Here is a 17,737-nt window from a genome sequence, read left to right as displayed (position 1 = left end):
TCGTTCATTGCCGGTGTGTTCCTCTCAATCGTACGAATAAGCGACTTGTACCCACGCTTAACCCGGAGAGAGCCAGCATTCCGCCCAGCATACAGGCAAGAAGTAGCAGACTTTGCAGCAGCATGACAGACGAGAAGCCAGGGGACCATGCGATATCGTGTACCGGAGAAAAGACCGGAGAGCTTCCCTGTCCCATTAACGGACGCCATAACACGAGAGCGAGCAATGCGGAGATGATCCCATGTGCAGCCCGGGCCAGTAAAAATGGCATATAGCGGAGATTCGTCATATTTAAAATACTTGCAACCTGTGCATGAACCGATAGTCCGCCCCAGGAGAGAACAAAAGCTGCTGCGGCTACCTTGAACGGTAATGCCGCTACTGCGGCTTCACCCGCAGCCTGCGCGCCTAAAGTGACCTCAAAAATACCACCAACGATGGACTCTGTTAGTGCAGGAGGAAGCCCACATGCAGCCAAAAGGCTTGCTGTAAGCAGATGAAGCCCGCTCATTAAGCCAGAGTTCGTCAAAGCTTCTAAAATGACGCAGAAGAATACAACCAGCCCTCCTACGACAATAATAAGGCGTAGGGAGGAAACAATCGCCTGACGAAGCAACTCACCCAACGGGCGGCCGTCTTCCACACGTGCTGTATGCATGGCATATAACGCTTGGACGAATGGTCCAGACTGCTTATTGCGAGCTGCTGTTATGGTGCTATCTGACTTCGACCAGGCCTTTTGGGGAGGTAGAGAGCGTTCGCTGCGAATATCGTTTTTTTCTGAACGGGAACCGTGAAAGCGCATGAGTAGTCCGATGATGAGTACGCCACCGTAGTGGGCCGCTCCCAGTACGAGTGCAATTTCGGGTTGATGGAAGAAGCCAACAGAAACGGCACCAATCAGAAATATCGGATCAGAGGAAGTTGTAAACGCGACTAGACGTTCGCCTTCAATGCGTGTGATCCATTTTTGCTCCCACAGCTTAGCGGTTAATTTGGCCCCTATAGGGTAACCGGATGCACAGCTGACCGCAGCGACAAACCCTCCGCAGCCAGGTACACGAAATAGAGGCTGCATCAGCGGGTCCAGTAGCGCACCTATGAAATGAACAATTCCGAAACCGAGAAGAAGCTCGGAAATAACGAAAAATGGGAATAAAGACGGGAATAGCACATCCCACCAGATGGCAAGACCGCGAAGTCCGGCATTCAGAGAAGATTGCGGATACGCAGCCATAAGCACGAATAGGAATAACAGCATAAGAATGAGCAAAGGAAGCGAGTAACGGCGGTACATCGACATAGAGGCCCCTCCTTTGGAGTTGTACTATTATACCTATGTCGGGGATGGACAAAGAGTACAAAAAAGTAAAGAAAACGATTACATGGAATGCTGTTTTTTTGTAAAGAGTATGTTAAAATAAGAAAACAACGATTCCATAACCTTAAGGATGGAGTGATCAGGATGAGTATCGTTGCCGGTCTGTTTGTATGTGCTTTTGTGTATGTAATTCGTGCCTCTCTCGTCCATCCCGGTGAAGAGGATTGGCGGAGTTATTAGCTGTATTTATGAAATGACGAAGCTCTGTGCAGCGAAGCAAGCCTCTTCATATGTTAAATTGATAAAATGACGCTTATTTTTAGCGTCATTTTTTGTTTTTTGTTATAATACGAGTGTATATTTATTACCATAGCACAGAAAGTTGGAGGAAAAGTGAATCCTAGCCTGAGCATTTATGATAACCTTGGGGGTGCGGAAGGTATTCGTGCTATTATTGAGGCCTTCTACCCGAGAGTTTATAAAGATCCGTTGTTAAGTCCCCTGTTTCCTAAAGACATGGAGCCGGTAAAGGAAAAGCAGTTTATGTTCCTGAGCCAGTTTTTTGGAGGGCCATCCCTCTTTTCTGATGCATATGGTCATCCGATGTTACGTGCAAGACATATGAAGTTTCCCGTGACGGAGGAGCGAGCAGAGGCATGGTTGTCTTGTATGGCAGATGCGTTAACGGATACGGGAATTGAAGAGCCGCTTCGTTCAATCATACTTAGTCGTTTGTCCGGTCCTGCGCATCATTTTGTAAATACCCCGTAAGCTTTCGGGGATTGCCGAATTTTGGAGAGGGTTGTAAAAACATTGGAACTTGAACCGTTATACCAGATCAAAATCGCCTGTCCGCAGTGCGAACAAGAATTTCAGACATCCCGTGTCAGACCAAGCCTAAAGAAGGCTATTCGTACCGATTCAGATTTTTGTGCTTATTATAAGAACGAAAATCCGGATTTTTATGTCGTACGGGTCTGTCCTCATTGTGGATTTACCTCGACAGAGCACTCTACTGTTCAGTTAAGCGATCAGCAAACCAAGCTATTTAAGGATAAAATCGGTAATCGCTGGCAGCCCCGCGAATATGGTGGGCATCGTAGCTGGGAAGAGGCGTTAGAAACATACAAATTGGGTTTACTTTGTGCACAGGTCATCGGAGAAAAGGAACGCGTAGTAGCCAGTCTATTGCAGCATATTGCATGGATGTACAGATACCAGGGAAATGAGGAGCAGGAGCTTCGCTTTCTCAAATTTAGCTTGGATTCTTACGTTCGAGTCTATGAGCTGGAGGGTGTTGGTGCGAATAATGCCAAGCTGCTATACCTGATTGGTGAACTGCATCGACGTACGGGTAACTTTAACGAAGCAGTGCGCTGGTTTTCGCGTGTCATTAATGACAAGAAAATTATGGATGCGGCGATGATTAGAGCTTCCCGTGAACAGTGGTCTGTCCTACGCGAACAAATGCTGGCAAAAAACTTCCAGTTACCTGAGGAAATGCAAGACGCAAGCTCCTCTTGAAGAAATAAAGGTGTGCACTATGACCAAATCTAGGCTCATGGTTCACACCTTGTTTGTAAAACGGATTAATGATGGCGCAATGTGGTATCTGACAGCAAATAATCGTCGTCACAATCTACCAAAGTAATCTTGTTATGGCAGCATGGAAACACAAGCAGCTTTTTCATGCCTTCATGAATGAGCTTAAGCTCTTTGGGCTTCAGGGGCAGCAAAACGTTATCATGGTTGCAAAACGGACAAGACTGTACATAAACGTCTCCCATGACAATGTCATAAGGCCAGGTTTTATCAAAAGGAATCATGATTTGTCCGATTCTCCGCCGTCCGGGTTAGCGGTATCTTCTTTAGCCAGTTCGGCCAGCTTTTGCATCAAAATGTGCTGGGGTGTATGCATAAGGTGTTCCAGCGGAATGCCGAGTTTTTCGGATAATTTCACAGCCGTTTCCGGCGAAATTTGTAAGGGTCTCATCCTGTTTCCTCCTAATTGTAATGATTGCACCATCACGATGTAGCTTTATTGTATATGAAACCACATGAATTCGCCAAAAAAGAAAGGTGGAACTATTATGAAAACACCGTTAAAGCAAACATGGGATCTGGAATCCATTTTTAGCGGAGGCTCCTCCTCTGCCTCTTTTCATGCATTTTTAGAAGAACTGGAGAGCAAGGTCCAACAGCTGCAATCTCAGCTTAAAGTAGCCAAAGTGCCACAAACGGTGTTGGATACTGAGCGCCTGGATAGTGTTCTGAATAGCATACAGGAGCTGTTTAATGGAGCATCGCAGGCGGGTTCCTTTGTATCTTGTCTAACTGCTCAAAATCAGCATGACAAGTTGGCTGTTCAACTGGGGGCGCGTGTCAATTCTTTGTATGCCCAAGGGAAAAGTGCTTTAGTCGCTTTCCAAAACTTGCTGGCACAAACTAATGAAGACGTTTGGCAAAAGTGGATGGAGCGTGAAGCGATCAAGCCGATTTCTTTTGTTCTGACTGAATATCGGAACGAAGCGCGTGAAAAAATGGCTCCTGAGCTGGAGAGCCTTGCATTGGATTTGGCAGTGGATGGATACCATGGCTGGGGTGACTTTTATGATACCATTGTCAAAAATATGACGATCCCTGTGCCTGAAAATGGTGAGATTGTCCACTTGTCTGTAGGTCAGGCAGCTAATAAGCTGGACGAAGCAGATCGCAGCGTCCGTAAAGATGTATTTGCACGTTGGGAAGAGGCATGGACTCAGGTAGAGGACTATTGTGCCGATACACTGAATCATCTGGCAGGCTTCCGTCTCAAACTATATGAAAAACGAGGCTGGACAGACGTGCTTAAGGAACCGCTGGAAATTAGCCGTATGTCAGCCCAAACGTTGGATACGATGTGGCAAGTGATTAATGAAACCAAGCCTATTGTAGTTAAATATTTGGAACGGAAAGCGAAGTTGCTGGGCTTAGAAAAGCTGTCCTGGCATGACATTGAAGCTCCGCTGGGAGCATCGACTACTAAAATCCCTTACGACGATGCAGCCGTAACGATTGTTGAGCAATTTGGTAAATTTAGTTCGAGAATGGCGGATTTTGCCCAAATGGCTTTTGAGAAAAGCTGGATCGAAGCAGAGGATCGTCCAGGCAAACGTCCGGGTGGGTTTTGTACATCTCTGCGTCTAAGCAAAGAGACCCGCATTTTTATGACCTATGCCGGATCACCGTCCAACGTTTCGACACTGGCCCATGAGCTCGGACACGGTTATCATCAGCATGTGATGAATGAGTTACATTCATTGAATCAAAATTATGCTATGAACGTGGCTGAGACGGCATCGACGCTGGCAGAACTTATCGTATCAGATGCTTTGCTGGAAGCTGCTGAGGGGCAGGAGAAGGTAGCTTTGTTGGAGGATAAAATTCAACGTGGTGTAGCCTTCTTTATGAACATTCATGCTCGCTTCCTGTTTGAAACCCGCTTTTACGAGCTGCGGAAAAAAGGTGTTGTAGGAGCACAGCAGTTAAGCGAGTTGATGGAAGAAGCGCAACGTGAAGCGTTTTGTGGGGTTCTGGATGAGGCTCATCCTCATTTTTGGGCTTCCAAGCTGCACTTCTATATTACGGAAACTCCTTTCTACAACTTCCCATACACATTCGGTTATATGTTTAGTGCAGGGATTTACGCTTTTGCGAAGAAAAATCCGGATGGCTTTGCCGATCAATATGATGCTTTGCTGCGTGATACAGGTCGCATGACAGTAGAAGAACTGGCCTCCAAGCACTTGGGTACCGATTTAACACAAGCGGACTTCTGGCGTAATGCTGCGCAAGTTACTGTTCAGGATATTGAGCAATTTTTGCAAATGACAAAATAATAAAGTTATATTGTAAAGGGTCTCCTGTAAGGGGGGCCTTTTTTGTATTTTTTGCAGAGGTTGATGAATAAAGTCGCAAAATGTCGATATGTAATTGATACTACCTGTTAGCGAAATTTAAAATGATGGATATACTTAGAAAATAGTTATAAATACCCAATTATGTTGATTTTGATTGTAAGCTTAAAAACCTTCGCATATAATTGAGCCGTAAGACCTATTAAATATTTTTATACAAGGTATATAGGAGGGTTTTTTGATGGATGAAGTGGGTCAATTGTCGTTAGCAAGGCAGATGGATATTGTTTTTAAAGAATTGGATCATGAACTGGCGGGTTTATCGTCAGGCATCGTATTTGTGCAAATACGAAACAATGTAGTTGGGAAATTTGGGATTCGGCATAATCCAATTGCAGGTAAAGGTGGCACCTTTGCAGCAGTAGAACCAGGCTTATCTGCACAGCATCGGGAAGAGTTTCGGCGCATGGCCCTGGAAACGCTAAATCACAAGCGTAGCTGGACTCATGGTGAGATTGCTTTCGATTTTGCCATCAGACAAGGGACGATCTTGGTAGATGCAACATTAGAGTCCAACTACAACATGGCGAATCTCATGATCCGCTATAACAAGCCTACATATCGCGCGGCAAAATCTGAATAGTTAAAAAAGCAAAGAAAAGGCGGTCTTCTAATGAAGACCGCCTTTGTTATAGACCGTTATAACGTATTTTGGTAAATTACGATAACGGAATGCTCATGTGGAATAATGATGCTTATTGACCTGAACGACCTGATAATTGCTGTTCGGCCAGCTGTACTAAGCGTTTAGTGATATAGCCTCCCAAAGAACCAGCTTCACGGGACGGCATATCACCATAGTAACCGTCTGCCGGAATGGTGATGCCTAGTTCTTGCGCAGCTTCATATTTCAATTGTTGCAATGCATTAGTGGCTTGAGGAACGACCAGAGTATTGCTACGACGTCCTCTGCCTTGATTGGCTTCATACATGTGTAGTCACCTCCTTCGGCTGTGATGAGGTTAGTATGCGACAGAGATATGAAAATATGCGCCGAAGGAAGAAAAGTGACTATAGGAAAATTACGGATATAGGATATGAATCTGAGTTTTGAGGTCAATGGATTGTTGAGGTTCCAGACGGATCAACCCACCATCTGCGACTGGATCAGGTAAATTGGGAGCATTGGACAGCCAAGTATAAGGCTCAATGCAAAGGTACTGATCACATTCCCCTTTGGTATATAGCACCCAATATTTAAAGTATTGCTCATCTGCTGTGTAGCGGATTTGATAGCCGTCATCGCGCGTCAAGACAGCTTCAGCAGGGCCTTCCGTTGCTCGCAATAAAGTATCTAAATTTGTACCTTTCAGGGATAGACCCGAGGAGAGCTGCTCCAAATGATCTAAAGAAGTAACAACACCTGTAGGCAACTGCTCAGCATCTTGCTCGTATATTCCATTCACCGGCAGCTTCAAGCGCCAACGCTCAGGCTCTCCATCCACCATAAACCAAGTGTGGTATCCCAAGCCGAATGGTGCAGTTTTTTCACCTAGATTTGTGACACGCAGCGTTTGGCTTAATACGGTGCCCTGCAAACGATATGTCATTTCCAGCCGCAAAGGAATGGGATATTGTTCCATCCAGTGCGGATCGCTTTCTGTCAGAAGCTCAGTTGTTACACTGCAGCCTTCTTCATCCTCTTCAATATCGCTGCAACACCAGGATTGATTGCGGTGCAGACCGTGTATATGATTGTCGTTGGCTGTATTTCGGTCGAATTGATAGGGGACACCATCAAATTCAAATTGTCCTTTGCGAATTCGGCCTGGAGGAATCAGAATAGGTAAGCCAAAATGGTATGGCTTTTGTAAATAAAATGCCAATTCTTCCTCGCCAGGCCGACGTACGATATCCCGGTTCAGCTTCAGATCACGCACGGAGATAATATTATTCCCGAGACGAGGGATCATTGTAACTTCCAATTCACCACTATGTAAAACATACGTGTCGTAACCGTTCCAGTGTTCTTTGGTCACTTGTTTCATATCCATGCTCCTTTGTCCACTATAATCGGTTGAAGCTTCGTGTCATTATGATAACAGATTTTTGGGCGTATGGCACAATCGTCATTTGACAATAATAGTATGCGGAATTATCATTAACGTAGCTTAGAAAGAAATGACATCGATAACGCGATGATGAGGACAAGTAAGCTTTTGTATAAGCTCTTCAGAAAGCCGGTGGTAGATGAGAACCGGTGAGCCTGCACTGCTGAATGGACCTCGGAGTGCCGCACAGAACAGGATTTTACTTTCCTCAGTATGACGGCCGACTGCTCCTCGTTAACGGAGCTTTAAGATTGCAGGCGGCCACGGGGGATAGCTCCGATAGCTAATAAATGGTTGGCGGCAATGAATAAGGGTGGTACCACGGTCTCGCGTCCCTTGAGGATGCGGGGCCTTTTTGCGTTCTAAAAATATTGAATTAAACGGAGGAAGAAGAAGATGAAAACCGTACTTTCAGGTATTCAGCCTAGTGGACAACTTACTTTGGGTAATTACATTGGCGCAATGAAAAACTTTGTCAAATTGCAGGAGGATCATCAATGTTACTTTATGGTCGTAGACCTTCATGCGATTACTGTACCGCAGGAACCAGCTCAATTACGTGAGCAATCGGAGGCAGTAGCGGCATTATTTATCGCAGCGGGTATTAACCCAGAGAAATCCAACATCTTTTTACAATCCCATGTTCCTCAGCACGCTGAGCTGGGATGGTTGATGACGACACTGACAAATATGGGCGAGCTGGAGCGTATGACTCAGTTTAAGGATAAAGCGGCTGGCAAGGATTCCGTAGGAGCAGGGCTGTTCGTATATCCGTCGTTGATGGCAGCGGACATTCTGCTCTACAATGCGGATCTTGTCCCAGTAGGCGATGACCAAAAACAGCATCTGGAGCTGACACGTGATTTGGCGGGCCGTTTTAATCATCGTTATGGAGATTATTTTACGATTCCCGAGCCGTATATCCCTGAAGTAGGGGCGAGAATTATGTCCTTGGATGATGCATCCAAAAAAATGAGCAAGAGCAATCCGAATGCAGGTAGCTTTATTGCGCTGCTGGACGATCCGAAAGTTATACGGAAAAAAATCAGCCGTGCTACTACCGATTCGGGCAGTGAAGTTAAATATGATCCGGCCAATAAACCGGAAATTAGTAATCTAATGGGCATTTACAGCCAGTGTTCCGGCTTGTCGCTTCAAGAAGTGCAGGATCGTTATGAAGGCCAAATGTACGGAACATTTAAAAAAGAATTGGCAGAGACGGTTGTTGCTATGCTTGAACCGATTCAGCAGCGCTATCGCGATATCCGGGAATCCGGTGAGATTGGACATATTTTGGCCCAATCCGCAGAGCGTGCTCAAGAAGCTGCTGAAGTCACGCTGTCTGCGGTCAAAGAGCGCATGGGCTTTTTGCCACGCCTACGCTAGAGCCTATTGAAAAATATTTTTACAAATGGACTTAAGAGCGGCGTTGTCGGGCTTTGATTACGAAGCCCCAGCCGATATTGCCGACAGATAGAAGCCCGAGTAGTATAGCAAGCCATGCAGAATAGCTAATGGATATAGCGGCTGCTGTCAGCAGGACAATGGATGAAACGGCGAACCATAGGGATAGACCTTTGCTCATGGTAAAAACCTCCAGCATTCGAATGTTGAATTTCAGGAATAAGTAGATGTAAGTGAGCCATAATAATCTTGCAAGCTTGCAATGAACCTCACTCACAAAGAACTGAAAGGAGATTCAAATATGAGCAGACGTCGTTCAAACAACCTGCAAGTACCGCAGGCCAACGCCGCTTTACAACAATTAAAATATGAGGCAGCTCAAGAACTTGGCATCACCATCCCTCAGGACGGTTACTTCGGTAATGTCGTTTCCCGCGAAACAGGTTCTCTTGGGGGATACATCACGAAAAAGCTGGTCCAACAAGCAGAGCAATCCTTGTCGGGCAGCAGTCGCATGCAGTAATACACATAAACACTCCCATCTTGGAAGCTGTATTATGAGCAGCTGTGATGAAGAAAGTCCGGAGCGAACATGCTCCGGACCTTTTTGCGCATGCTTACGACCATTGTGAATCACGCAAGTCTGCTTCGTCAAGAGGGCGCTTTCACGAGATGTGATTTTTACGGGTTTGTTCAAAAAAACAGCAAGCTCCAGATTAAGGGAGACTTGCTGTTAGTCATTTATTCGCCTTATTGTTAGCTTTTCATATTTTAATTCGTGTGCAGGGAAAGGCGCTTCTGCATTTTCTCGTCACTGAGCCATCCAATATAACTGTTGATCAGTCCGAATTGCTTATCCATGGCAACGACTGCCACGAATGGATATTGCCTCCGGTGCCGATACCTTACGTCCCCCCAGCGCACAATATATCCCCATTCCAGTTCCTCCACCTCGGCAACGGCAAAGGAGGAAAAATAACGAAATGCTTGCACATCGCGAAAGGATTTGGATGCTTCTACGGCTGGATGTGTGGAAGGTATTGCGTGTTTCGTCCAAAATAATTGCTTGCCATTCAATCCGCCAATGTCATAGCTTCCATTCTGATGAGCTTTTACCACATGCCACCGGTTCCATGATACGGTGGGAATGATATAATAGGTGTCGCCTTCCTGACGTTTGATGTCCATATCACGTACCGCTTTTCTGGTAATAAAGTGATTCCAGGTTCGCCAAATGTAATACAGGCCAATAATGACGTACAGCGTAATAAATAAAGGAGCTGGTGGAACCAATCCAGTAATCCATAACATTATCGCAGCAACATGGGTGCCAAAAATAAAGGGATCAAATATATGGATAATATTCCAAGATATCCACTTATTCGTAAACGGTCGAAATGCCTGTGTTCCGTACGTATTGAAGAGGTCTGTGAATACGTGCAGGCACACTGCAATCGTTACCCATAATGCTATATGACCCGGGGGCACATCCCTGAAGATCAGGCAAATTAGTCCCGTTATGGACAAGATCCATATCAACCAGAAGGGGATAGAATGCGACAGTCCACGGTGATTGCGAATGTAGGCTGCATTGTTCTTTAACCGAAGCAAGGTGTCAAAATCCGGAGCCTGTGATCCTACGACCGTAGCAAGCAGTACGACTGCGGCCAGCTTTGGATCTCCGGCGACGACAGGATCAGTGTAGGCCAGCCCGGCCAATCCGATTCCCATGACAAAGTGTGTGGCTGTATCCATTTCTGTCGCTCCTTTTGTATTATTTCCTGTACTTATTACTACCCAAATTTACTGTAAACGATCAGTAGGGGTGATTTGCCATCTGAATTGTGAACGTTTTGTGCGTTTTCTGTCAAACTTTTTGGGGTAGGTATATGATAAAATTTATATCGGAGTTCAACTTACTCCCGAATTCATACATCTCTAAGGGGGAGTTACTCACAATGGATAATATTAGTTATAAGACTTCTTCGGATGCGGCTACCTATTCTGTAAAATCTAAACCACCCGGCAAGGCGGGCACTTGGAAGGATTTTATTACAGTAACGAAGCCAGGCATCCTTCGCACCAATCTGGTTGCAGCCTTTGGTGGTTTTTGGTTAGCATCGCAATGGGACGTTGACTATATAAAGTTAATCCTTACACTCTTAGGCACAATGCTGGTTATGGCCTCTTCTTGTGTGTTTAACAACTATTTTGATCGTGAGCTGGATTTGAAGATGGAGCGTACACGTAATCGCTCGTTGCCAACAGGGCGTCTGACCCCTACAACGGTGTTGTCATACGCTATTATTTTGGGCATCGTCGGATTGGCTGTTTTGTTCTACTTCTCCGGTGTGAAGGCAGGACTACTGGGCATATTAGGTATGATCGTCTACGTCGGCATCTATACACTCTGGTTGAAACGTTCGTCTACATGGAGCACATCCATTGGCGGTATTTCTGGGGCTATGCCTCCGGTAATTGGATATGTGGCCGCATCGGGTCGCATTGACATGGGCGCTTGGCTTTTATTCGCACTCCTGTTCTTATGGCAGCCACCTCACTTCTGGGCACTTGCCATTCGCAGAGTCGAGGAATATCGTGCAGCAGGATTTCCATTGTTGCCAGTCGTGAAAGGTATCCATCGGACCAAAATTCAGATGATTCCTTATATTGTGCTGCTGATTCCGGTACCCATCCTTATGTACGCTTATGGATATGCCGGTATGATTTTTATGATCGTGTCCGTGTTATTGTCCGTGCTTTGGGCATTTTATGCCTTTAAAGGATTTACGATTAAGGAAGAAGAAACGGATTCCTGGGCAAAGAAAGTATTTTTCTTTTCTATTAACCATCTGACACTCAGCTTCTTGCTGATGATCGTTGATACGGTTCATAAATTCTAATACCACTCCTAGAAGCATTGATGATGGTGTACTATATAGCTGTCCAACAGGCATGAAATTGGCCTGAGGACAGCTTTTTTTATTATTTGCAGGACTAAAAAACAGGAGGGTATACAATGTATTCCTCTAACCCTGCTTTTTCGAGCTGGGCAATCACATATTCATCCGGAGTACCTTCTACGCCAGCATAGCCTTTGCGTGTATACATATGAAGTGCATCTGGAAAGGCGTCTGCAAGCACACCTCTTATTTTTTTCCCTGAGCTGTCGTTGTCCATAAATAAATAGATTTCGTCATGCTTGGTCCGTTTACGGAGGGACTCCAATTTTATAGAGTTTAGTGTGCCGAAGGTGCATAAAATGTTGACCTCCGGATCAAGTAATCGGCGAAGTTTGCTACGGTCGTTTTTTCCTTCGACGATCACGGTTATCGTCATTTTGCTCACCCCTTGCTTGATGCCTGTGCTCGAAATTCCCCGGGAAATGAAGGAATATGTGTATAGTTTAGCTCTAAACGGGGTTCTCATGCAAAAAACAACAAAACAGCCTGCCGCAAGTGGCAGGCATGGGTTACAAGCAGCATGTTAGGGTAAATCAGACATTAGATCCAGCAAGTACGAAGAATGATGACGAGTAGAACATAAAGAACAAGAATGGTACCCGTTGAAGTACCAATAGGGCAAGGGCTTACAGGATGACAGTGGCTCACAGGCTGCACCTCCCTTTGTAAATGAATTGTTCAGTCAAATTAGTCTATGTTGGTAGGGGCATACGGTACTGTGCGTATACCCCCTAGCCAGCAATTTGGGCATTAAAGGTAGTACCTTGGCATAGCCCCTCAGAGGTAACTAGGAATGGTAAGGGCCAGAGGCAGGCAGTGGTGGTGTAGGAGATAATCGCTGAACGGGAGTGAATAGCAGACCCGTCATCAAAATCAAAAATGCGATAAAAAAAGGAGAAATGTGATCTGGAAGCTGACCAGCGAGTACGGGGCCGGCAAAAGATCCGATAGACGTTGCAATGGACTGCAGCGCAAATGTTTTGCCTAATCGCGACCCTCCAATACGTATGAAAAGCGAGGCGAGCGCGGGAAAAATAATGCCTTTGGCTGTTCCCAAAATAAACAGGATGATGCCTATTGTCGCTTCGGGCGTGATGGCGAGTGCGTAGAAGCTTAAAGACATCAGAATAATGCCGCAAAGTAGCCGTACCATCGGCGAATATTTGTTTAGAAAAAGCAAGCTTAGTGTACAGAGTGCTCCCAAACTGATGATGGAAAAAAGCAATCCGGTAGACATCATGGACGCTGAACCGTTATTTCGTAATGGGATCTCGTAAAATAAAATGCCTTGTGCGCACGCCAAAACAAACGGTAAAAGCAGATAGCGCCAATTGAAGGGTAACCGCGTCTGTGTTGCCGATAGCGGAGCGGGTGTCGCGTGACCATCAGATAATTGGGCCTGTGGAGCAGGGGCTTTTTTGGGTAAGGTGAAATAAGCCATAAGCCCCGTAATTACGAGAATGATGCCAAGGGAACTAAATGTCTCGCTAAAGCCGAAGCTGGCTACAATAAATGCGCCTGCTGCTGGAGACAGAACAGAGGCCAATGTGTGGACGACACCATGCCCCGACATATATTTGCCCTGCGTAACCGGATGATCAGACAGCTGCGCCAGCATGGCCAGACAGGCTGGAGATAAAAAAGCCAGCACATAACCACTAATCGCACGCAGAAAAAGTAATTCCCACGGCGTATGGATGTACGATTGAATGATCAGGATGAGGCCTGCAGCTGTCAGGCTGAACATAATATATCGGCGACTGCCGTGTTTGTCGACTTTCGGACCTGCCATCAAGTTACCAGGCAGGTGAGTTAGAGAGTAAATCCCCATCATCCAACCGATAAAGGTAGGGGCTGCCCCCAGAGAGATTGCGAATGGTGTCAAAATAGGATATTGTGCATGCAGATCGAAAAAGGCAATGAACAAAAATAGATACAGCCAGAGGGCTGTTTTCATGTGAATGACCCCCTTTCCCTAATGTAAACTTTCAGGTTACTTCGTATTGGCCCTTCCTAAGTTGTACGCCGAATTGGACGAACATAGACCACTTTGTTGGACAGGAATTGAATGACAAGGTATGTAATAGACTCAAGCTGACAGGACATTGCGTAATCATGTATAATTACATAGACTTTGCAATTTGAATCATGTAGTTGGAAACGGGAGTGTAGCGAATGGATAAGAACGTCTGGTCAGAGTTTTTGGAACATAATTGGCAGATCGTTCAGGATAACTGGCTGTATATATTGATTGGGCTTGTCCTATTGTTAGTCATATTGAAGATTGTAAGAACTCTCGTAAAATGGCTGATCGTCATTGTTGTGATTGCAGGCTTGCTAGTCTACAGTGGTATTTCCTTTGAACAGGTTGGCAAGGTCGTGACTCAGGCAAAGGATGATGCAATTAACAAGGTTCAGAGCGAGGCTTTGAACATGATGATAAAAGAGGGGCAAAATGCCAAATACACCTCCAACGGAGATGGTACATTTACAGTGACCAGTTCCAATCTGGAAGTAAAAGGTCCGTTTGAGGGGGACAAGGTTAAGGTATGGTTTCAGGGAATGTCGCTGGGCGAATGGAGTATGAGCGACACCGTCAAGAAGTATATTGAAAGTGCGAAAGACTTGGCTGCTGCACAGTCGCCACAGTCGCCATAGAGACAGGAGGAACACAAATGAACCCGTCCTGGCTGGAGTCTATTCGTCATTGGAATGGCGTGACGGTGTTTCTGATCGCCATCGTATTATTGTCGTTGATACAGGGATGGAGGCGAGGGGCTTCCAGATCTGTAGGCGCGCTGTTTAGCCTCATTGTAGATGGCATACTCACTGTGGCGGGTATTTTGTGCTCGCTTGGGTTAGCCATGTGGCTTTCACCGAAAGTGCAACAATGGCTGGCAGCTTACATGCAGCATTTGCCGCAGCGAAAACTAAGTGGGATTGAGCAATTTTATTACACGCTTGTGGCCGGGGTAGAGGGTTTTCCGCTGCTCCGGTTCGCCGTATTGTTCATGCTTAGCTATGCCATTGCCCAGTTTTTATTACGTGCCGTTTATGTATTAGTGGTAGGTGGGAAGTCGGATGCCCATGAGCATGAAAAGAAATCTGGCTTTTTCAGCAGGGTGGCCGGGGCCGGAATAGGTACTATTATCGGTGGAGCTCGCGCCATGATGATCATAGCCCTGCTGTTCATAGGCGTAAGTCTGTACCCGGACAGCGGGTTTAGCAGCTACGTACAAGCCTCGCCGATCTATAAGCAAGGTGCGCAGTCGGTCATTGAGCCGTTGTCAGGTACGCTAATTAAGGATAAGCTGCCCGTATTTACGCAGGCTGTTACCAAGGAATTAAACGGTATTATGCAGCGCAAATACGAGATAATCGACCGGGACATTCCGAGCGATATCGGTCAGGCAGCGGCCAAGATTACAGAAGGGGTTAGTGGTGATGAGCAAAAAGCTAGAGCGTTATATGAATGGGTAGGTACCCGCATTAGCTATGATTACAGTAAGGTGGAAGCCTATGAGCAACGTGGTGACTGGCATGAACAGACTCCCAAAGATACGTTTGATACACGTAAAGGAGTGTGCATTGATTATGCCCGCTTATACGCAATGATGGCTCGTTCGCAGGGACTACAGGTCAAGGTCGTAACAGGTCTTGGATACAACGGACAGGGAGGATACGGGTCCCATGCCTGGAATGAGGTGTATTTGAGCGGACAGGATCGGTGGGTACCGTTAGACCCGACTTGGGCACAAAGTGGAGACTGGTTTAATCCGCCTGGTTTTGCCCAAACACATATCAAGGATAAAGTGATTTAAAGAAGGAGTGGAGAAGGGTACATGAGAAAGATGGACAACGAGCAAGGAAAAGACAATGAGACATCCGACCGAAAAAGATTTAGCTTCCGGATCAATCTGTTCTTTTTCAGCTCGTTCATTATATTTACGGTCATTATTGTAAGACTGGCGATACTTCAATTTGTAGATGGACCTCAGCTCAAGCAGCAGGAGGCCAGTAATGTTACCAAAAATGTACCACTTACGCCGATTCGCGGGACGATTTATGATTCCACCGGGCAAAACAGACTGGCATATTCAACACCTGTACAATCACTGTATATCACGCTCTCCAAGAACTATAGTGACAGCATGGAGAAGTTGCGTAATCCAGATAAAAAGCTGTTGCCTGAGCTGGAGAATATGACACAAAAGCTGGCGAATCGATTTGCTCAATACGGCGATAAGAATGAGCCGAAAATGACGGCAGAGCAAATTATGGACGCTATGGACCGGAACTATCAGCGATTTAGCGGTTTTACACCACGTCTGATTAAAACGAATCTTAATAAAGACGAAGTTGCCTATTTTATGCAGCATAAAAGCGAGTTCCCAGGCGTAGATGTCGTAGAGGAAACGGTACGTCACTATGATCCTGATACAGTAGCTGTTCAAGCAGTCGGCTATATTAAAAGCTACAAAAGTGCGCGTGAAACGTTGCCTAAATATAAAGAAATTCAGAAATCACTCTCCGCAGATAATGATCCCGGACTCATTTATATGGATAATGAATCTGTGGGATTTGATGGACTGGAACTGCAGTATCAAGAGCAGTTACGAGGGAAAAATGGTTATAAAACGGTTCCGATTGACCCGCGCAATATGCCGGAAGGCGTAGATTCTGTTACTCCTCCACAAAAAGGAGATAATGTCTATTCTACGATTAACAAAGAAATTCAGGTGAAGACTGAAAATGCCATTACGGATCAATTGAGATGGCTCCATACACACGCAGTATCTGGCAGTACACATCCTTATGCGAAAACAGGCTTCGCTGTAGCGATGGAAGTAGATACAGGAAATGTGGTTGCGATGGCTAGTATGCCGGATTATGATGCGAATATTTGGCAGAATGGCACTATTTCAAGTGACCAATATCAAAAGATTGAACATGTTTATCAAAACGGTACTATTAAAAACTTTGGTTCTGGCCAAAGCGGACAGCATCCAGATTCGACCGTGCTGCTAGGATCGACGGTCAAACCTCTATCCGTTCTTATTGGACTAGAGGAAGGACTTTTTACGACAAATACGTACTATCAGGATACTGGGGCTGCTTACTTCGGGCGAAACAATTCGTCACGGGTTCGAAACTCTTCAGGTCATGTGTACGGTGGGCTTGATCCAGCTTCTGCTATTCGGCATTCCTCCAATGCATTTATGGTTGATATGGTGGGCAAACGTTTATATAACAAATACATCAATAATGCTAAAGAAGACCAAGGCGTTAACGTATGGGATCGTTATATGAAGGAGTTTGGATTAGGCGTTGCCACAGGAGTAGATCTACCAGGTGAATTTCGGGGGTTGCTTGAGTATAAGAGTAAATCAGAATCGGCACTTTCTAAGCTGGCATATGCTTCTTTTGGTCAGCAAGGTAAATATACGCCTATGCAACTTGCTCAGTATGCAGCGATGATTGCAAACAAGGGCAAACGGATGGAGCCACATCTGGTCAGTCAAATTAAAGATACCAACGGGAATGTAGTCCAGACTATTAAGCCTAAAGTGTTGAATGAAGTGAACTTCCCAGATGCTTACTGGAATGAGGTAATACGCGGAATGTCTACAGACGTCAGCGCATTTAATGGTTTCCCTTATGACTTTGCCCGCAAAACAGGTACATCGCAGCAAAGCGTAGGCGGCAAGCTGAAGGATAACGGGGTGTTCATTGCTTTTGCACCACGCAAAAATCCCAAGCTGGCCGTAGCTGTTGTTATTCCTGAAGGGGGCTTCGGGGCTTGGAGCGCCGGACCTGTAGCACGTAAAATTTTTGATGCTTACGATGAAGTATATGGATTGGACGGAGTACCTAAGAAAAAGGATACAGCAGCTACAACTGATCCTAATGCAGCCAAACAGCCATAATTGCTTTTATACAGATATTTGTTTATATAAGCTTCTCTTAGCCTTTGGGCTAAGGGAAGCTTTTTTTGTGTTTTTTATATGTTTTCTTACAAAATTGTAATCTTGAATTTCATCG

At 45.5% G+C, this 17,737-nt stretch carries 20 protein-coding genes and 1 other annotated feature; of the genes, 10 read left to right on the top strand and 10 right to left on the bottom strand.

From position 1 onward, the window contains the following. Positions 1-4: 4 nt before the first annotated feature. Positions 5-1,303 (bottom strand): sporulation integral membrane protein YlbJ, encoded by a 1,299-nt coding sequence (ylbJ, locus tag ABEW32_RS05925; protein WP_430185606.1) that lies wholly within the window; start codon positions 1,301-1,303, stop codon positions 5-7. Between the two features lie 411 nt (positions 1,304-1,714). Here ylbJ and ABEW32_RS05920 point away from each other — a divergent pair, with 411 nt between their 5' ends. Both ABEW32_RS05920 and ABEW32_RS05915 read left to right on the top strand, forming a co-directional pair. Next, positions 1,715-2,092 carry a globin domain-containing protein gene (locus ABEW32_RS05920; protein WP_013372940.1) on the top strand — a complete coding sequence of 126 codons (378 nt, stop codon included), beginning with the start codon at positions 1,715-1,717 and terminating at the stop codon, positions 2,090-2,092. 21 nt (positions 2,093-2,113) lie between these two features. Beyond that, the gene (locus ABEW32_RS05915; protein ID WP_430185604.1) at positions 2,114-2,845 is read left to right on the top strand and encodes a DUF2225 domain-containing protein; all 732 of its coding nucleotides are present in this window, start codon (positions 2,114-2,116) and stop codon (positions 2,843-2,845) included. A 65-nt stretch (positions 2,846-2,910) separates the two neighbouring features. Here the strand turns inward: ABEW32_RS05915 and ABEW32_RS05910 are convergent, their stop codons facing one another. Beyond that, positions 2,911-3,147, bottom strand: a complete 237-nt coding sequence (locus ABEW32_RS05910; RefSeq protein ID WP_430185602.1) for a hypothetical protein — start codon at positions 3,145-3,147, stop codon at positions 2,911-2,913. Continuing rightward, on the bottom strand, positions 3,144-3,314 hold the full coding sequence (locus ABEW32_RS05905; protein WP_430185600.1) for a YycC family protein: 171 nt from the start codon (positions 3,312-3,314) through the stop codon (positions 3,144-3,146). The genes ABEW32_RS05910 and ABEW32_RS05905 overlap by 4 nt, the downstream gene beginning before the upstream one ends. A gap of 97 nt (positions 3,315-3,411) precedes the next feature. Here ABEW32_RS05905 and ABEW32_RS05900 point away from each other — a divergent pair, with 97 nt between their 5' ends. Together ABEW32_RS05900 and ABEW32_RS05895 are read left to right on the top strand one after the other, a co-directional pair. Beyond that, positions 3,412-5,199 carry a M3 family oligoendopeptidase gene (locus tag ABEW32_RS05900; protein ID WP_430185598.1) on the top strand — a complete coding sequence of 596 codons (1,788 nt, stop codon included), beginning with the start codon at positions 3,412-3,414 and terminating at the stop codon, positions 5,197-5,199. A 259-nt stretch (positions 5,200-5,458) separates the two neighbouring features. After that, the gene (locus tag ABEW32_RS05895) at positions 5,459-5,860 is read left to right on the top strand and encodes an O-methyltransferase (RefSeq protein WP_430185596.1); all 402 of its coding nucleotides are present in this window, start codon (positions 5,459-5,461) and stop codon (positions 5,858-5,860) included. Positions 5,861-5,972: 112 nt separating this feature from the next. Here ABEW32_RS05895 and ABEW32_RS05890 read toward each other — a convergent pair whose 3' ends face one another. Beyond that, positions 5,973-6,209 carry an alpha/beta-type small acid-soluble spore protein gene (locus tag ABEW32_RS05890; RefSeq protein WP_430185594.1) on the bottom strand — a complete coding sequence of 79 codons (237 nt, stop codon included), beginning with the start codon at positions 6,207-6,209 and terminating at the stop codon, positions 5,973-5,975. Positions 6,210-6,299: 90 nt separating this feature from the next. Then, complete coding sequence (locus tag ABEW32_RS05885; protein WP_430185592.1) at positions 6,300-7,265, bottom strand: aldose 1-epimerase; 966 nt, start codon at positions 7,263-7,265, stop codon at positions 6,300-6,302. Between the two features lie 141 nt (positions 7,266-7,406). Beyond that, positions 7,407-7,668 (top strand) — a binding site (T-box leader). Positions 7,669-7,724: 56 nt separating this feature from the next. On the opposite strand from ABEW32_RS05885, the gene trpS reads away from it, so the two are divergent. Beyond that, complete coding sequence (trpS, locus tag ABEW32_RS05880; RefSeq protein ID WP_430185590.1) at positions 7,725-8,714, top strand: tryptophan--tRNA ligase; 990 nt, start codon at positions 7,725-7,727, stop codon at positions 8,712-8,714. 31 nt (positions 8,715-8,745) lie between these two features. Here trpS and ABEW32_RS05875 read toward each other — a convergent pair whose 3' ends face one another. After that, positions 8,746-8,913 carry a hypothetical protein gene (locus tag ABEW32_RS05875; RefSeq protein ID WP_016324694.1) on the bottom strand — a complete coding sequence of 56 codons (168 nt, stop codon included), beginning with the start codon at positions 8,911-8,913 and terminating at the stop codon, positions 8,746-8,748. Between the two features lie 120 nt (positions 8,914-9,033). On the opposite strand from ABEW32_RS05875, the gene ABEW32_RS05870 reads away from it, so the two are divergent. Next, on the top strand, positions 9,034-9,255 hold the full coding sequence (locus tag ABEW32_RS05870) for an alpha/beta-type small acid-soluble spore protein (protein ID WP_430185588.1): 222 nt from the start codon (positions 9,034-9,036) through the stop codon (positions 9,253-9,255). Between the two features lie 248 nt (positions 9,256-9,503). Here the strand turns inward: ABEW32_RS05870 and ABEW32_RS05865 are convergent, their stop codons facing one another. Beyond that, positions 9,504-10,487, bottom strand: a complete 984-nt coding sequence (locus ABEW32_RS05865) for a metal-dependent hydrolase (RefSeq protein ID WP_430185586.1) — start codon at positions 10,485-10,487, stop codon at positions 9,504-9,506. A 203-nt stretch (positions 10,488-10,690) separates the two neighbouring features. Here ABEW32_RS05865 and cyoE point away from each other — a divergent pair, with 203 nt between their 5' ends. Further along, positions 10,691-11,635: a heme o synthase gene (cyoE, locus tag ABEW32_RS05860; protein ID WP_430185584.1), complete on the top strand. Its 945-nt coding sequence runs from the start codon at positions 10,691-10,693 to the stop codon at positions 11,633-11,635. Positions 11,636-11,729: 94 nt separating this feature from the next. On the opposite strand, the gene ABEW32_RS05855 is transcribed toward cyoE, so the two are convergent. From ABEW32_RS05855 to ABEW32_RS05845, 3 genes are all read right to left on the bottom strand, one after another. Next, the gene (locus ABEW32_RS05855) at positions 11,730-12,071 is read right to left on the bottom strand and encodes a toprim domain-containing protein (RefSeq protein WP_430185582.1); all 342 of its coding nucleotides are present in this window, start codon (positions 12,069-12,071) and stop codon (positions 11,730-11,732) included. Positions 12,072-12,235: 164 nt separating this feature from the next. Beyond that, the gene (locus ABEW32_RS05850; protein ID WP_430185740.1) at positions 12,236-12,310 is read right to left on the bottom strand and encodes a YjcZ family sporulation protein; all 75 of its coding nucleotides are present in this window, start codon (positions 12,308-12,310) and stop codon (positions 12,236-12,238) included. Positions 12,311-12,482: 172 nt separating this feature from the next. Beyond that, positions 12,483-13,652, bottom strand: coding sequence for an MFS transporter (locus tag ABEW32_RS05845; protein WP_430185580.1), 1,170 nt, complete (start codon positions 13,650-13,652; stop codon positions 12,483-12,485). Positions 13,653-13,870: 218 nt separating this feature from the next. On the opposite strand from ABEW32_RS05845, the gene ABEW32_RS05840 reads away from it, so the two are divergent. From ABEW32_RS05840 to ABEW32_RS05830, 3 genes are read left to right on the top strand one after another with little or no spacing between them, the layout of a single operon-like run. Further along, positions 13,871-14,353: a hypothetical protein gene (locus tag ABEW32_RS05840; protein WP_430185578.1), complete on the top strand. Its 483-nt coding sequence runs from the start codon at positions 13,871-13,873 to the stop codon at positions 14,351-14,353. Between the two features lie 17 nt (positions 14,354-14,370). Then, complete coding sequence (locus ABEW32_RS05835) at positions 14,371-15,516, top strand: transglutaminase domain-containing protein (protein ID WP_430185577.1); 1,146 nt, start codon at positions 14,371-14,373, stop codon at positions 15,514-15,516. A 21-nt stretch (positions 15,517-15,537) separates the two neighbouring features. Beyond that, positions 15,538-17,622 carry a peptidoglycan D,D-transpeptidase FtsI family protein gene (locus tag ABEW32_RS05830; RefSeq protein WP_430185575.1) on the top strand — a complete coding sequence of 695 codons (2,085 nt, stop codon included), beginning with the start codon at positions 15,538-15,540 and terminating at the stop codon, positions 17,620-17,622. Positions 17,623-17,737 lie beyond the last annotated feature (115 nt).

This window comes from Paenibacillus jamilae, assembly GCF_050482105.1.
GTDB lineage: Bacteria > Bacillota > Bacilli > Paenibacillales > Paenibacillaceae > Paenibacillus > Paenibacillus jamilae_B.
The sequence above is the reverse complement of the archived record's forward strand: the minus strand, read 5'-3'. Positions and strand labels throughout refer to the sequence as shown.